The 15,317-nt window shown below is 62.8% G+C and carries 13 protein-coding genes; 3 read left to right on the forward strand and 10 right to left on the reverse strand.

The genetic code is table 11. The features are described 5' to 3' along the window. The 5 genes from LGH70_RS13695 to LGH70_RS13715 all read right to left on the reverse strand — a co-directional run. Nucleotides 1-1,535 (reverse strand): hypothetical protein (locus tag LGH70_RS13695; protein WP_226186598.1); only part of this gene is annotated, 1,535 nt, incomplete at its 3' end. After that, nucleotides 1,532-3,733, reverse strand: coding sequence for a DUF4175 domain-containing protein (locus tag LGH70_RS13700; protein WP_226186601.1), 2,202 nt, complete (start codon nucleotides 3,731-3,733; stop codon nucleotides 1,532-1,534). The genes LGH70_RS13695 and LGH70_RS13700, both read right to left, overlap by 4 nt. A 53-nt stretch (nucleotides 3,734-3,786) precedes the next feature. Then, entirely contained in the window at nucleotides 3,787-5,337 is a 1,551-nt protein-coding gene (locus LGH70_RS13705; RefSeq protein WP_226186604.1) for a BatA domain-containing protein, read from the reverse strand. A 77-nt stretch (nucleotides 5,338-5,414) separates the two neighbouring features. Continuing rightward, nucleotides 5,415-6,293: a DUF58 domain-containing protein gene (locus LGH70_RS13710; protein WP_226186607.1), complete on the reverse strand. Its 879-nt coding sequence runs from the start codon at nucleotides 6,291-6,293 to the stop codon at nucleotides 5,415-5,417. 93 nt (nucleotides 6,294-6,386) lie between these two features. After that, nucleotides 6,387-7,364: an AAA family ATPase gene (locus tag LGH70_RS13715; RefSeq protein ID WP_226186609.1), complete on the reverse strand. Its 978-nt coding sequence runs from the start codon at nucleotides 7,362-7,364 to the stop codon at nucleotides 6,387-6,389. Between the two features lie 189 nt (nucleotides 7,365-7,553). Here LGH70_RS13715 and LGH70_RS13720 point away from each other — a divergent pair, with 189 nt between their 5' ends. Next, a complete protein-coding gene (locus LGH70_RS13720) occupies nucleotides 7,554-8,273 on the forward strand; it encodes a hypothetical protein (protein WP_226186610.1) in 720 nt (239 codons plus the stop codon). A 291-nt stretch (nucleotides 8,274-8,564) separates the two neighbouring features. Further along, the gene (locus tag LGH70_RS13725; protein WP_226186612.1) at nucleotides 8,565-9,008 is read left to right on the forward strand and encodes a hypothetical protein; all 444 of its coding nucleotides are present in this window, start codon (nucleotides 8,565-8,567) and stop codon (nucleotides 9,006-9,008) included. 10 nt (nucleotides 9,009-9,018) lie between these two features. On the opposite strand, the gene LGH70_RS13730 is transcribed toward LGH70_RS13725, so the two are convergent. Further along, the gene (locus LGH70_RS13730; protein ID WP_226186614.1) at nucleotides 9,019-9,642 is read right to left on the reverse strand and encodes a DUF4159 domain-containing protein; all 624 of its coding nucleotides are present in this window, start codon (nucleotides 9,640-9,642) and stop codon (nucleotides 9,019-9,021) included. A 357-nt stretch (nucleotides 9,643-9,999) separates the two neighbouring features. On the opposite strand from LGH70_RS13730, the gene LGH70_RS13735 reads away from it, so the two are divergent. Next, entirely contained in the window at nucleotides 10,000-10,632 is a 633-nt protein-coding gene (locus tag LGH70_RS13735; protein ID WP_226186615.1) for a porin family protein, read from the forward strand. A gap of 67 nt (nucleotides 10,633-10,699) precedes the next feature. On the opposite strand, the gene LGH70_RS13740 is transcribed toward LGH70_RS13735, so the two are convergent. The 4 genes from LGH70_RS13740 to LGH70_RS13755 form a co-directional block, all read right to left on the reverse strand. Continuing rightward, nucleotides 10,700-11,146, reverse strand: coding sequence for a hypothetical protein (locus LGH70_RS13740; protein WP_226186616.1), 447 nt, complete (start codon nucleotides 11,144-11,146; stop codon nucleotides 10,700-10,702). Nucleotides 11,147-11,451: 305 nt separating this feature from the next. Next, nucleotides 11,452-12,144, reverse strand: coding sequence for a hypothetical protein (locus LGH70_RS13745; RefSeq protein ID WP_226186618.1), 693 nt, complete (start codon nucleotides 12,142-12,144; stop codon nucleotides 11,452-11,454). 80 nt (nucleotides 12,145-12,224) lie between these two features. After that, a complete protein-coding gene (locus LGH70_RS13750) occupies nucleotides 12,225-13,559 on the reverse strand; it encodes a TldD/PmbA family protein (protein ID WP_226186619.1) in 1,335 nt (444 codons plus the stop codon). Nucleotides 13,560-13,577: 18 nt separating this feature from the next. Next, entirely contained in the window at nucleotides 13,578-15,227 is a 1,650-nt protein-coding gene (locus tag LGH70_RS13755; RefSeq protein WP_226186621.1) for a TldD/PmbA family protein, read from the reverse strand. Nucleotides 15,228-15,317: the final 90 nt, after the last annotated feature.

Here is a 15,317-nt window from a genome sequence, read left to right on the forward strand (position 1 = left end):
TGCGCATCCTGCCGCAGAGCAAGCCGCACTCCCGGGGCCGACTGTGGCCCGGAAACAACCGGTGAACTACTAACCGGGGCCGCTGACACCAACCGCAAGGCCACCGGCTGGTGCGGTCGTGGCCACGCTGCTAATGACTGCCACTGGGCCAGCGGTGCCAGCGGCCGGGCTGTAGCCCGCAGCAGATAGCTCCAATACGCCGCGTAGGTATCGTCCGCATTTTGCAGTGCCCACGGATACGTCTGCGCCAGCCCGGATACTACGATACTGCCAAGGCCTAGGCGTTGCGCGCCCACAACGGGGCGGCCCTGGCCATCGGTGAGCAAAGGGCGGGCCGTGGGCGCAAGCCGCAGCGTAGCCGGAACCAGGGCCGTAGCCGAATCGAGGGTACCCCGCCAGCGGATGCGTTGGGGGCGCTCGGCTGCGGTGCCGGAAGAAGGTGCTACGGTAAAGCTGCCCCTGGCCGGCGTGGCGCGCGGCAACGGCCCCGCATCAGCCAACAGAATAAAACCCAGTCCGGCCCCGCGAATAGCGCTAGTCAGCGTCTGCACCTCGGAAGCAGATAGGGTTGCCAGTATGCCAGCATCGGCCGCCAGCACATCGTAACGAGCCAACAACGGGGCATTCAGGCGGCTCAGGTCGTGGCTGGGCTGGTTGAGGAATTCGGTTTGGGTGAGGCCGCGGCTGAGTCCAGTGCGAAGGGCTACGCGGTGCTGCTGTGCGCCGAGGTAGTTCTTCAAAAACTTGAACTCGAAGGAGGCTGAGCTGCTCAACAGCAGAATTCGCAAGGGCTGCGGAGCCGTTACTTCCACCGGCACCGGTTCAGCCGCTACCGTTTGATTCGCCTGCCGGGCTACCAGCTGGTACACGGCCAGCCCGGGCGTTTTGGGGCGGAACTGCAGGCGGAAGGACCCAGTGCCAGCCGGTAGCCGTACGGAGTCGGCACTACGGCCGGGGCCCCGCAGGCTTATCCACGCGGCAGTCTTGCTCAGGCCCGTAAACACGCCTTCTACAACCAGAGGCTGACCCGCTGCCGGACGGCGGCTCCAAGCTGCCTGCCGAAAGCCGGGGCGGGGTGCGGCGGGGTGCAGCACCAGACGAAGCGGCCCCAAGTTAGCCAGCTCGGCGGTTGGCAAGCCAATACCCAGCACGTGCAGCCGCCGCAGGGCTGGGTACCGCTCGCGCAGCAGCAGCAAGCTGGGCAGGCTAGGAGTGTCGGAAGGCGCGCTAAAACCCAGGCGCCAAAGCTTGGTGGCCGGCCCCAAGAGCTGTGCTACCTGCCGTACGCTGTCGGGGTGGTAGCCAGGGGTAAGTATGATGGCCTCGATGCTGGTGCCCCGCACACTGTGCCGGGGCGGAAAAGCGGTAAACCATATGGCCAATACGGCCACCCAGCCGGCACCTATCCTCAGCAGCCGGCGCTGACGGTTGGTGCGGCGCAGGGCCGCTACGGTAAGCCCTACGGCCAGGAGCAGGCACAGCAGCAAGAGGGCGTAGGCCGCGGGCGAATAGGGCATGCTGGAGAAAAGGCTCATCGGCTTAGTTCCTGGAAGTAGCGCCGGGCCAGGCGGTCGGGCCCGGTAGCACGCGCCGGGGCCGGGGGCGGGGCGGGTAGCAGGTCGTGAAGGGCGGCTTCGACTTTGACCAGGCAGGAGCTGCAGGGTGCCCGGCCGGCGCGAAGCTCAGTGGATAGCTGCCGGGCGTCGCGCACGGCCGCCAGGTAGCGGCCGGGGTTGCGCAGGGCGGCCTGGGCCAGGGACCCGCCGGCGCGGTCCAGCCGGGCGGCATCGGCGGGCCGGGCCGGCTGGCCTTGTCGTAGCGCTGTGAGCAGGCGCAGGGCCGCCTGCACAGTTTCCTGCGCTGGCGCGGCCGCTACTTGCTGGCGCAGCTGGGGGGCAGCAGCAGCAGTCAGCTCACCAGTGAGGCGGGTAGTAGATTCGGGGATGACGGGGGGCTCGAAACCGGATTTGCGAACGTAGACCCTGGTTTGCTGCTGCACTTGCTTGAGTAGGCGCAGGGCGCGGTACTCATAGGGCAGTGCTTCGGCGGGCCGGGCCGTACGCAGGCGCAGCTCGGCTTCCCACATCTGGCTGAGCACCCCACGCAGCTTGGCTTTCACGGCGGGCTCCAGAAAATCAGCCGTTTCGGAATCGTCGTGGTGATGCACGTAGGTGTCGAGCAGCTGCGCCGATTCGGCAATAACGGAGCCCCCGCCGGCTTCGGGCGCGGCGCTGTGGTCGTGGCCGGCTTCCTCGGCTTCCGAGTGGCCGGGCTCGTCGGTATGCTCGCCCTCGGCGTGCTCGTCGGCGTCCGCTACGGGCGGGCGGGTGGCACTTTGTCCGAAGCTTTCCTCAAACTCTTCTCCCAGGAATTTGCCGTAGCGCAGCCGCAGCACCTTCTGGTCGTGCCCCAGGTCGTTGGCGCGGCTGGTGAAGGTGGTAGCATCGAGCTTGCTTTTTTCGGCCAGCAGCTTTTCCGTATCAATAATAACCTGGCGCTGGCTGCGGAAGTAGGCAGGTACGACATTCACGCCCATGGCCATATCGGAAGCCGCGTCGTTTACGGTGGTATCTTCCCACTGCACCAGGTAGGTATCGGATCGGGTGGAGTGACGGGCATTGTCCCAGGCCTGCACGTAGAAATACACTTCGTCGCCGTAGGTGAGGCCCAAAGCGGGCAGCCGCAGCAGGTGCGTAAGAGAAGCCTGGGTAGCCTGCCCACGCAGGGCCGGGCTCAAGTCGGTAGCCACTTCCTTGAACTTCACGGCCTCACCCTGGCCCTGGGCTACCGTCGCCACGAGCCGGGCGCGAGTCAGGCCGTAGTCGTCACTCAACGCCAGCCGCACCGCTACCTGGGGCTTCTGGCCAAATTCTATCAGCGTGTAGGGCTTGGGCGCCACTATCTGAACCACCGGGCTCCGGTCGGGCAGTACTTCCACGGCATAGTCGTCGGAAACCTGCCCGGCAAACCGGATTCGGTAGAGTGTGGAGGCAGTAAACATGTGACTGACAGTAAACTGCAACGGCTGGCCCGGTACGGGCTGAAAGTTCAGGCGCTGCCGGCCAATTTCCAGCTGGGGCGTACCGGCCGCGCGCGAAACCTGCACCGTCCATTGTGCGCGGGAACCTGCCGGGCACCGGAACGAGGCATCCGCGGCCGTGAAGCCGGGCCGGCGGGTGTAGGCTGGCGGCGCAATCCGGATGCGCGTATCGGTAATACGAGCCGGCGCTGGCGTATTGGGTTTGGCGGGCTGAGCCGGGAAGCGCAGTGCCACCTTCGGAGCAGCTGGAGGCGCGGCGGTCGATGGCGGAAGCGGCCAGAACCAGACGCCCGCCAGCAGCGCCAAAGCCACGCCGGTAAGCCCGAGGGCCGGTGCAAAACGCACGGGTATTAGCGTAGCAGTATGCTGCTGCAGCTCCTGCAAACGGCCGGCAACGTGCTGCTGCTGCAACTGCTGTAGCAAGTTAAGCGCTGCTGTGGGCTGAAGCAGCAAACCCGCGCTATCTTCCAACTCGGGAAAGCGGCGGTCCAGCTGCTGGGCAGTAAGCGGCAGAGGCTCGCGCCAGATAGTCCACAGGAGCCAGGCCACTGCGGCGGCCAATACCAGTGCCAGACCAGCTGCCAGCGGTAGCCATTGCGGCGCGCGCCAGGCCACTAATCCCAGCACGGCGGCCAAGGCCAGCGCCGGCAGCAGCACCCGGGCCGTGCGGTGCCAATGGTTCGTTTGGTGCACCCCGTGCAAAGTAGCTAAGGCCGAAGAAGCCGGTGCGACTGTTGTTTCAGCTTTCATACAGCTACGGCTTTAGCAGAAGAAATATGCCCGGCCAGTAGCCGCTCCATTGCCCACAGCAGAGCGGCCGCCAGCACGAGCCACACGCGCAGGTCCAGGTCGGTTGGGGCCGCCGGGAGTGGTGCCGCTACCGGAGCCGTACCTGGCTGTCGGCTCACAATCTGCGCCGGGTCGAGCTGGCGCGGGTCGTGCCGGTCGGGTCGGGGGTCGGTAGCCGGCTGTAGCAACCCAAGCCAGAGCAGCGGCAGGTCGGGGCTGTCGGCCAAGGTGCTCCAGGCCGGGTGCAGGCGGCTGTGAAAGCGGTAGGAAACGCCCTGCCCAAGGGCCTGCCGAGAAAGCACGGCGTGGCCCTGGCCCGTTTGCCAGACGACGGTTTCCATCGTGCCTAATAGCGTATCGAGGCGGGACACGGCGTAGCGGGCCTCGTGCGGAGCTACCCCGAAAGTAGTAGCAACGGCCAGGCCGGGGCGCCGGCCATCCTGCCACAGCGTGAGGCCTTGCCGCACCCGGGTCTGCCACGCGGCTGGCACCGAAGCGTTGGCCAGCCAGCACAGCCAGTCGAGGCGCTGCCCGGTTGGGGGTGGGCTGGTCGAAACCGTCAGCTCCAGCCGGGTGGCCATGCCCAGCGCGGCGGCCCGCAAAGCCGCCTGTAGGTAACGGGCATCGAGGGCGTGGTCGGCATCATGGTACAGCCACAGGCGCAGCGGCTGCGTCCGGACGGCCACGCGGGGCGAGTCGGCGGCCAGGGTCTGAATACTCATAGTACCATCGGCTAGCTGCTCGTAGCGCAGGGGTGGCAGGCCCGCCAAGCGGGGCAGTGAGGCTGAGGCTGAACGAGGCTTGGCTACCGTACGGCTGCTGGTCAAAACATTCTCTTCCGTGCCCTGGCTCAGAATCAGCTTCAGACTATCCGCCGCAAGGCTGGCGTCGGTCAGCCAGGCAGCTGAAGCGGCGGGCAGGGGCACTGTTTGCCAGGTGACGTTGGCGGGCAGCGCCGGCCGGATTCCCTGAAAGTGCCGTAGCGTGGCCGACGAATAAACCCGTACCGGCTGGCCGGGAAAGGAATCGGCCGCCTGACTTACCCGGGCCCAAAAGGGCTGCGTTGCCAGCAGATTTGCTACTGCCGGCTGCCGGCTGGCCTCTTGCCAGGTGGTATCCGAAATGCGCGGAAAGCCGGCCGTCAGCTGCCGCAGCGTGTAGCCCCGGCGGCGCAGCGAATCGATGCTGGGGCGCACAGCCGCCAGCGACTCGGAACTCAGCAGGTCAGCGCTGATCAGCACCTGGCCGCGGCGGGGCGGCGGAGGCTGGCGCCACACCGGGCCGGCTACGGCCATGGCCAGCACGACCAGCAGCAGCGCCCGAAGCAGCAGCAAGGCCAGCTGCTCCAGCTTCAGGTTCCGCATCCGGCGGTTAGCCGCGGCGGCCAGCCACCGAATGCTGCCTACCTGCACCGTGCGGCCCGGCCGGCGGTTCCACAGATGGATGGCAATAGGAACGGCTACTCCCAGCAAAGCCAGCAAACCGGAAGGAGCAAGAAAGGTGAGCAACGCGGCTAAAAGTTATGAGACGAAAGAAAAATGAAGATAGCCTCGCAGGCCGGCAACTGGCGCAAAGACACCGCTCATCAGAGGGAAGTGGCTTGGCGGCGGCGCAAAAATTCCCGCAGGGCTCCATCCAGCGGCTCGGCCGTGCTGAGCTGATAGTAATCGAAGCCCTGGCGGCGGGCAGCCTGGGCGGTGGTGCGCAGCCATTGCTGCAACTGCTCCTGATAGGCGCCGCGCTGCTGCTCGGCATTGAGCTGCAGGGTCTGGCCGGTTTCCAGATCCTGAAACGTGACGGCGCCACGGTAGCTGAAGGCTAGCTCGTTGCCTGCCATCAGGTGCAGCACCAGCACGTCGCCGGCCACGGCCCGCAGGCGGGTGAGCAGGGCATTTATTTCACTTTGCTCCTCATATAAGTCGCTCACGCACACGGTGAGGGCGCGCTGGCGGCGTGCCAGCAACGGCGCCAGCTGCGTGGCTTCCGGAAAACGGCCGGCCCCGGTGGTGTTCTGCAACGCCTGATAGAGCCGGGGCAGCTGGCGGGCGTCGGCGCGGGCGGGCAAGTGCAGCAGGCCCTGGGGGTGCAGAATGCTCAACGACACAGCGTCGCCCTGGTTTTGGGCCAGGTACGCCAGGGCCGCCAGCAGCAGCCGGCCGTAGTCGAGCTTGGTCAAGCCGTTGTCGTCGCGGTGGTTCATGGAGGCGCTGGCGTCGAGCAGCAGGTGCACCGTCAGGCTGGTATCCACTTCCGACTCGCGGATGTAGTACCGGTCGGAGCGGGCGGCCAGGCGCCAGTCGAGGCGGCGCAGGTCGTCGCCGGGCTGGTAGGGGCGGTACTGGCTGAACTCCATGCCCGCGCCCCGCCGCCGGCTCAGGTGGTGGCCCGCCAGAAAGCCTTCGGCTGCCTGTTTGGCCGCCAGCGGCAGGTTGTTAAGCGCATGCAGGAGTTCGGGAGAAAGCATTTTTTAGTTGTTGGTTGTCAGTTGCTGGTTGTTGGTTGTGTATTCGAAAGCCCAATTAGAACGGCCTGGCAACTGACAACCAATAGCCAGCAACTAAACAGTTACGGCCTTCAGCAGCTCGGCCACGGCATCGTCGGGCGTGAGGTTCTCGGCTTCGGCGTTGAAGTTCAGCAGCACCCGGTGGCGCAGCACGGGCGGGGCCAGGGTCCGGATGTCGTCCAGGGTGGCGGCAAAGCGGCCCTGCAGCAAAGCCCGGGCTTTGGCGCACAGAATCAGGGCCTGTCCGGCGCGCGGACCAGCGCCCCAGCGGCCGTACTCCCGAATGAATTTCACCGGGCTGGTGGCCGGGCGCGTAGCGCGCACCAGCCGGTTCACGAAGTCGAGCAGCTCGGGGCTGAGGCTCACCTGGCGCACCAGCTGTTGGAGCTGCCGGATATCCTCGCCGCCCAGTACGGGCTTGACCTCGGGCCGGGCCGTGCCGGTGGTGCCGCTCAGTACGGCCAGCTCTTCCTGCTCGGTGGGGTAGCCAATGCGGATGTAGAGCAGGAACCGGTCGAGCTGGGCTTCGGGCAGCGGGTAGGTGCCGCTCTGCTCAATCGGGTTTTGGGTGGCCAGCAGGAAGAAGGGCTTGGGCAGGGCATGCTCCTGGCCGGCGTAGGTTACGTGGCCTTCCTGCATGGCTTCGAGCAGGGCCGCCTGGGTTTTGGGCGGCGTCCGGTTTATTTCGTCGGCCAGCACCAAGCTGGCGAAAATCGGGCCCTGGTTGAACTTAAACGAGCGGTGGCCGGTGCCGTGGTCTTCCTCCAGCACCTCGGTCCCCAGAATATCGGTCGGCATCAAGTCGGGAGTGAACTGGATGCGGCGGAAGGGCAAGTCGGTGGCCGAGGCCAGGGTGCGCACGAGCAGGGTTTTGGCCAAGCCCGGTACGCCTTCGAGCAGAGCGTGGCCGCCAGCTAGCAAGGCCACCAGCACTTCATCCAGCACCTGCTGCTGGCCCACGATGATTTTGCCGATTTCTTCGCGCAGCGGCGGCAGCTTGGCTAACAGGGTGCGAACGGTAGATTCAGTCAAGACGGAAGGAATAAGGCAGAGGAATAGTCTGCTGTAAAGTCTGATTATTTTGGTAATAGCTGCTTGCTTGACCCAATTAGAAGTGAAAGCAGCCAAATATTAAAAGTCTGACCCGGCCAATAACTCGCTTGAGCTAGGCCGGGCCGTCTTCTACATTTAGCTCAAGATCTATCGAAAATCACAGAAGCCATGTTTTTACGCGCAAAAATCCGCTATTCCTTATCCGCTCAACTTCGGGTAAGCCGGGGCCCGGCCGCTGCCTTTTGCCTGGGCGCCCTGCTGGCTGCTACCGCCGCGCAGGCCCAGCAGGTTCCTATCCCCGCTCCGGCTTCAGCGGCTGCCCCGGCAGTGACGGCCGAGCAGCCCACGTACCGTAATGCAATTCGTTTCGACCTGGGCGGTATTGTTATTTCCAACCTGGTCAATGGCTTGCTGAATACGAGGCCGGAAACGCTGGTGCCGGTGCTGGTATCCTACGAGCGGCAGCTCACGCCGCGCTTCAGCGTGGTGGCAGAGGGCCTGTTGAACGGGGGCACATCCGATGAGCGCAAGGCCGGCCTGGGCGTGCAGGGCCGCTATTACCTGCTGCCGACGCGCAACCGCGCGTCCCTGACGGGCCTCTACGTGGCGCCGGTCCTGAGCTACCGCGCCGTGGGGCTGCGCGGGTACCGGCAGCCCGATACCAAGCAGCGTTTCGCAGGGGTGGGCACCATGGTGGGTTGGCAGCTGGCTGCCTCACGCGGCTCCCGCCTGTTTCTGGATGCCTCACTAGGGCTGATGGCCTGGCAGCAGCTGGGCAAAAATAAGGTTGCGGGAGAAATGCCGCCGGGCTATTACACCCCCGACAGCTACTACGAGCGGACCCCGGTCACTATTGATGGTCGCCTGGGTATTGGCTTCAAATTCTAGAAAGCCCCATACTCAACAGTAACTGCTTCTCAAAAACCGCTAACAATGAGTTATTTACATAGTATTGCTGCCGCCGCCCGAAACTATGGCCGCGTCAGTGCTCTGGGCCTGATCATCTGCGGGTGTGCTGGTAGCTGCTATGCTCAGGCGCAGCCAGCCCCTTCGACAGCCAGCACGGCCTCGGTGGCAAAACCCGGAAGCAACATTGTCCGCCTTGATTTACTGTCCCCTTTAGGCTACAATATGGCTTACAATGCCCTCGCCGACCGTGGGTTGGTATTTCCGGCGCTCTTGTCCTACGAACGGCAGCTGCAGAAACGCTGGAGCGTGGGGGCAGAAATTCTGCTGAATGGCGGAACGCCAGAGCAGCGCCGCGCCGGCGCGGGAGTTATGGGGCGCTACTACGTGCTGCCGCGTAAGCGGAACCCTGCGCCCCTGGCCGGCTGGTACGTGTCGCCGGTATTGCACTACCGTAAGTTCACCGAAGTTATGTTGCGGACGGAGGACAAAACCTACATGACCAGCGGGGCACGCCTGCGCCCGGGCTTGCTCGCAGGGTGGCAGAAGCAGCTTGGCGCTACTCACGGCCGCGGCCTGGTCCTGGACGTGGCCGTTGGCGGCGTGTATTCGCACCGCCTCGGTGCCGACCGTGAAGATACCCAAGGCATTACCTCCAGCGTTTTTGCTGAAAGCGTAGAGGTGGACATGCGTGCGGGTATTGGCTACCAGTTCTAACCGCCTCGGCTCAGGCCGTCAGGGCGTAGAGCAGAATATTGACGCCGAACTTGGTGTTGTCTTCGGCCAGGAAGCGTTTGTTGCGGAAGTCGTAGTCCCACTCGCAGCCGTAGTCCTTGTTGGAGTAAAGCACGCGCAGCTTACCGTTTATTTCGATGCCCTTCAGGTAGTCGTGCACCAGGTCGTCGCCCCAGCCATTAAGCTCGAAGGAAGTGGGAGGCGGGCCCTCCGGAAACTTGAAGAACTGCGAGTAGATGGGGTGGTTCTTGGCAATCTTCTTCAGGGCTCCGGCCCCAAAGCACTGGCGCATCTGTTCCTCGAAGGAGCGCGCAAACAGCCCGTCGATGTCGTGGTTGCAGTCGTCGACGAACACGAAGCCGCCGTTGCGCACGTACTGGGTAAAGTTCTTTTTCTCCTGGGCCGAAAACTGCACCAGCCGGTGCCCCGAGAGGTAGCAAAACGGGTAGTTGAACAGCTCGGGGCTGTCCAGGGCCACCGACTTTTCCTTCTGATTGACCGGTACGGTCGTGTACTGAATCAGGGAGTGAAGCAGGTTGGCGGGCATTCTTTCGTCTACCGAATCCCAGTCGCCGGAGCGGTACTGGAGGCGCACGAAGGTAAACGGAACGGGCATGCGGCGGCGAAAAGGCGAATCGGAAAAAGGAAGACGGGGCAAAGACACCAGGGCGGCGGCAAGGTGGCTTGGCAGCGGCCCGAAAGTACGAGGAACGCCGGCTCCGCTGCTAACGGCCGGCCGCTGGAGCTGGTTCGTTTTGGCTGTTCGGGAGCAGTTGCGCGCTGGTCCGGGTCGGGGTTCTGGCCGCTCCAGTCGCCGCCCAAGTGCCGGAAGCTATGTTCCTCATGGCCGCTGAATTATGCCGGCTCCCATACCTGGGCCGCAGCCTTCCAAAAAAATGTGCGTACGAATAGGGGAGAAGCCGCCGTTAGGTGTCTGTCAGTCAAGTACTCAACCTCTCTAATTCTACCTGCTATGAAACGAATTGCTGCTTTGTTGCTTTTTATCGTGTTTTTCTGGGCGCCGGCCCAGGCCCAGCTGGGTCTGAAAGGGGGCCTCAACGCGGCCGTGCTGCAAGGCACCGTCGGCACCGACGCCACCTACCAGACCTCCTACCACGCGGGGCTTTTCTACGAAATGAAGGTCATCGGCAATATTATCTCCATTCAGCCCGAGCTGCTGTATTCCTTACAGGGCACCGAGCGAAAGTCGGACTTTGAGAATTACCGCTCCAAGCTGCACTACCTCAACGTGCCGCTGCTGGCCAAAGTAACCATCGGGCCGGTGTATGTGGAGGGCGGCCCGCAGGCAGGCTTTCTGCTTAAGGCCCGGGAAGACGGCGTGATGGTCGTCAGCCAGGAGGGCGAAGGCGGGGCTACCTACGCCACCAATGACCGCAGCTCCTGGAACGACTACAAAAAGCTGGACGTGGGCGTGTGCGTGGGCGCGGGCGTGAAGCTGCCGCTGGGCTTTGCCCTGGGCGGCCGTTTCAATGCGGGCCTGAATGATATCAACAACGTGAAATCGGTGCGGGGCGTGAATGACCCGGAGCTGAAAAACCGGGTGTTTCAGGCCTACCTCAGCTTTCAGCTGCCCAGCATCAACTAAGGCCCAAGGCCCTGAATCGGCATAAAAAAAGCCCCCGCCCTATCAGAAGGGCGGGGGCTTTTGCTGTTTATTTCTGCCGCATCCTGCGCAGCAGTGAGGGCTTGGAGGGCTTACTGTTCATGATGTCGGGAGTACCGCACCAATCTACTGACTTGCGCGACTCCAGGCAGGTAATAGTGGCATTGGTGGTGGCCAACGAGCCCGCGGGGGCGGTGCCACCCAGCGCGTAGCCCACCACCAGCACCTGGCCGTGAACCTGGTTTTGCTCATAGGCTTCCCAGATCGGGCCACTGGGCGAAATCAGGGTGCCATCGGGCAGGCTCAGCGTGGTGTGCTCGGTGAGGCACCCGGCGGTGTAGCCGTGGCAAAGGCGCACGGTGGCCAGCGTGCCGCAGGGCACTTCGGCTTCTTCGGGGGCCACGTTTTCTTTTTCGGAGCAGCCCGCCAGTCCAAGGCCGGCCAGCAGCGCGAGGCAGGCCAGCAAGGACCGACTGGGAGTAGTTTTTAAGCGCATAAGTAAAGCAATAAGTAGGTAAGAGAATGGGACTGTAGTAGCCCGGCTACAACAACACGTTGTTAGGTTGTCGGCAACAGCAAAGGCGGGCCAGTATAGAGGGGAGTATTAGCGGTTCATAATGGTTGCAATGGTAGCTCATGAATTTCTGACTCGGCGCATTTAGCCGCCCCGCACACGCTGCTGGCACACATCCCGAACTGCATAAAGCGACACTATTTCGCGCAGGCGCCTGCACGGAATAGTGTCGCTTTACAGGTAGTGGCCGGTGTAGCAAACGGGTCGGTTGCTCGGCTTTTCAATTATTACTGGCCACCGGTAGCACCACCCAGGTGGGCGTTATACTCGGTAATGATGGCTAGCGTGTTACGGTAATGATAGTTCTTTTCACCTTTGAGCACTTTCGCCGCCAGCTCGGGGTAGTCCTTTAGATACTGGCTCATCTCTTTGGAGAAAGAACTGCGCTCTACTTTCGTCAGAATCCCGTTACGGCGTACAAAAAAGTGGCTATTGGTATACGGTACTGCTGAATGCAGCATGGCGCCTGCCACCGGAATGGGCAGGGGCATACGCTGAGCCTCGGCCTGCAGAAAAACCTCTACCGGGCCGTTCACGAATCGCTCGGCCAGAATTTTTACCTTTTCCTGGCCTGGTACCCGCATCGCTTCGAAGTAGTGCTTCCCGGCAGTCATGCTTTGCACCTGTGCCACCTTTACAACCTGTTTTGCCGGTTTCGGCTTGCTTTCGGGATGTGCCAGATAGTAGATAAAGGTATAATCAATGCCCGGATACGTCGTCTGCACGGGCAGGTAGCCCCGCACGGTGCGGCCATCCATCAGCTGCATGGTACCGGGCATGAAGTATACAAAGCGGTTGGGGCGATACACAGCCGTATCAGAAAATGCTATGCTGGCAGCAGCGGAAGCGGCAGAGGGCACCTGCTGGGCAGCAGTAGCGAAGGGCACTAAAAAAGCAGCTGCGTAGAGAAATTGCTTCATGAGAGGATACAAGCGAAAAGAATAAAAAACGGCTTCCTCCACACTGGAGGAAGCCGCAAATTATGGAAATAAACCGCAACCTATACCGCGTCGGAGAGGCTGGTGAAGGTGAAGTCCCGGATTTTCAGCGGGGGCACCATGTTGCCGCCCACGCGCTGGGGTTTGCCAATGGCTTCCAGGTTGTTGAGCATGATGATGGGGCTTTCGTTGAAGCGGAAGTTCTTCACCGGGTGCTTGATTTTACCGTTCTCGATGTAGAAGGTTCCGTCGCGCGTGAGGCCGGTGTAGAGCAGCGTCTGCGGGTCGACGGGGCGAATGTACCACAGGCGCGTTACCAGAATACCCTTGGCCGTGCCCTTAATCATGTCCTGCACGCTCTGGGTGCCGCCTTCCATAATCCAGCCGCCGGGCGGTGGAATATCGGGAATACCGGCTTTCTGGGCCCAGAAGCGCGACGAGTACAGGTTTTTCACGACGCCTTTCTCAATCCAGGTCACCTTTTTCTGCGGCCGGCCGTCGTTGGCAAACACCCGGTCGGGAATGTCGGCGCTGGTGGGGTCGGAGTAGATGGTAACCCGCTCGTCGAACAGCTTTTCGCCTTTCTTGTTGCCACCGCCCTTCTTGCTCAGGAAGCTGCGGCCTTCGTCGGCGGCGCGGGCATCCATGGCGCCCATCAGGGCCTGCAGCAGCGAGGCATCGGTGTTGGCCACTAGCGCGGCGGGCTCCAGAATCACGGTGTACTTGCCGGGCTCAATGGCTTTGGCATTCACCGAGCCGGCGGCTTTGTCGGCCGCAATCTGGGTCAGGCGGCCCGCATCGAACTTGCTGATGTCGTTGTAGTCGGCCGTGGCGTAGCCCGAGCCGGTACCGTCGGGCGTGCGCACCGTCACGGAGTATTCCAGGCCGGTGTAGCGCTGGTACACTTCCAGGCCCTTGTTGTTGAGCTTGGCCAGGAAGCCGGTGCTGTCGTTGAGGAAGCCGGCCGAGGACAGCTTGCGCTTCTCGCATAGCTGCAGGCTGGCGGCCGTCTGCTGGGCGCGGTAGTCGGGCGTGATGTTGGCCGTGTTCTGGGCGTAGGCTTTCGAGCCGTCGAGGTACTGCTGGGCGCCGAGCAGGGGCATGTACTCGGGGCTTTCGGGGGCTAGCTTCGCAATTTCCTCGGCCCGCTGCACGCAGCGGCGCAGGGTCGCGTCGTCAAACTCGTTGCAGGTAGCTACGCCGCTGCGCTTGCCAAACCGGGATTCTACAATTAGCTGCACGTTTTCGACGGCGCCGGCGGTGCTGATGGCGTTGCGGGCCGAGCGGACGTTGCCGCCCATCTCGCCGTTCAGCGTGGCCTCGCACTCATTGGCCGTGCTAAAGCTCAGGACCTTTTTCAGGATGGCCTGGGCTTCGTCTTTAGTTAGTATTGCCATGGGTTGATAGACGTGGGATTACCCGATTTTGCGGGCCGTATTGATAATGTTGACGCCGTTGAAGCGCGTGGTAGCCGAGCCGTGGCTCACGGCCGACACCTGGGGGGGCTGGCCTTTGCCGTCGAAGAAGGACCCGAACAAACGGTAGTCCGACTCGTCGCAGATGGCCGAGCAGCTGTTCCAGAATTCCTGGGTGTTGGCCTGGTAGGCTACATCTTCGAGCATGCCGGCAATTTTGCCTTTCTCGATGGCATAGTACACCGTGCCGCCAAACTGGAAGTTGTAGCGCTGCTGGTCGATGGAGAAGGAACCGCGGCCGGCAATGTAGATGCCCTTGTCCACGTTCTTAATCATGTCGTCCACGCTCATTTTCTGGGTGCCGGGCTTCAGGCTGATGTTGGCCATGCGCTGGAACTGCACATCCTGCCACGACTGGGCGTAGCAGCAGCCATCCGACTCCTTCTGGCCCACCATGGCGGCCTGGTCCCGGATTTTCTGGTAGTCCACCAGCTTGCCATCCTTAATGATGTCCCACTCTTTGGTTTTCACGCCTTCGTCGTCGTAACCCACGGCGCCCAAAGAGCCGGGCTGGGTTTTGTCGGCAATGATGTTGACCAGCTTCGAGCCGTAGGGCTGGTTCTTGGCTTTCCACTCCAGGGTGGCAAACGAAGTACCAGCGTAGTTCGCCTCGTAGCCCAGCACGCGGTCCAGCTCGGTGGCGTGGCCGATGCTTTCGTGAATGGTCAGGCCCAGGTGGTTGGGGTCCAATACGATGTCGTACTTGCCCGGCGTCACCGACTTGGCCGTGAGCTTGCCTTTGGCCTGTTGGGCGGCCAGGGCGGCATCTTCCATGATATCGAAGCTGTTTTTGTAGCCAATCAGGCCGGTGCCGGCGGGGCCGGCAATCTTGTCGGCGGCTTTGGGCGTCATGTACTCGTAGCCCATGCCCATGGGGGCGCTCAGGGCCTCCCGGGTGCGGAACTTGCCGGTGGTGCGGTCCACGGCCGTCACGCCGAACGTGGGCCAGATGCGGTGCACGTCCTGGTCGATGTAGGAACCGTCGGTGCTGGCGAAATACTTCTGCTCGTTGATCTGAAACAGGGCCGAGTTTACGAAGTTGGCGCCGTTGTCGAGGGCTTTGGCGTTGGCGGCCAGCAGCAGCTCTACCTTCTGGGCAATCGGCACCTCGAAGGCGTTCTGCACGATGGGCGTTTTCCAGCTTACCTCACCGTAGCCTTTCTGCGGGGCCAGGTTCACCTTTTCCTTCTGGATTTTGGAGTTGGCCTTGGCAATGGAAGCGGCCAGCTGAGCGGCTTTGGCCAGGCCGGCTTCGGTCACGGTGTTGGTGGCCGCAAAGCCCCAGCAGCCGTTGGCCAGCACCCGTACGCCGGCGCCGAAACTCTCGCCGCTGGCAATGTTCTGCACCTGCTTTTCGCGGGTGAAGATGCTTTGGTTCAGGTAGCGCCCGATACGCACGTCGGCGTAAGTGGCACCAGCCGACTTGGCCGCATTCAGAGCCGCATCGGCCAGACGCTTTTTCAGGGCGGGGTCCACGCCTTCGAGCAGGCGCGCCGGATCAACCGGGGTGCCACCGAAACCGGGGAAACTGGGCAGGAACAGGGCGCCGGCCGCTAAGCTGGTCAGCCCTACAAAATCGCGTCGTTTCAAGGGGTAGAAATTTGGTAAATAGAAGGAGGGAAAGGCAGTTTAAGCAGAAATGCGGGCAAACTCAACTCCACAGACGCAAACTTTGCCCCG

The sequence above is a fragment of the Hymenobacter nitidus genome (assembly GCF_020447315.1).
GTDB lineage: Bacteria > Bacteroidota > Bacteroidia > Cytophagales > Hymenobacteraceae > Hymenobacter > Hymenobacter nitidus.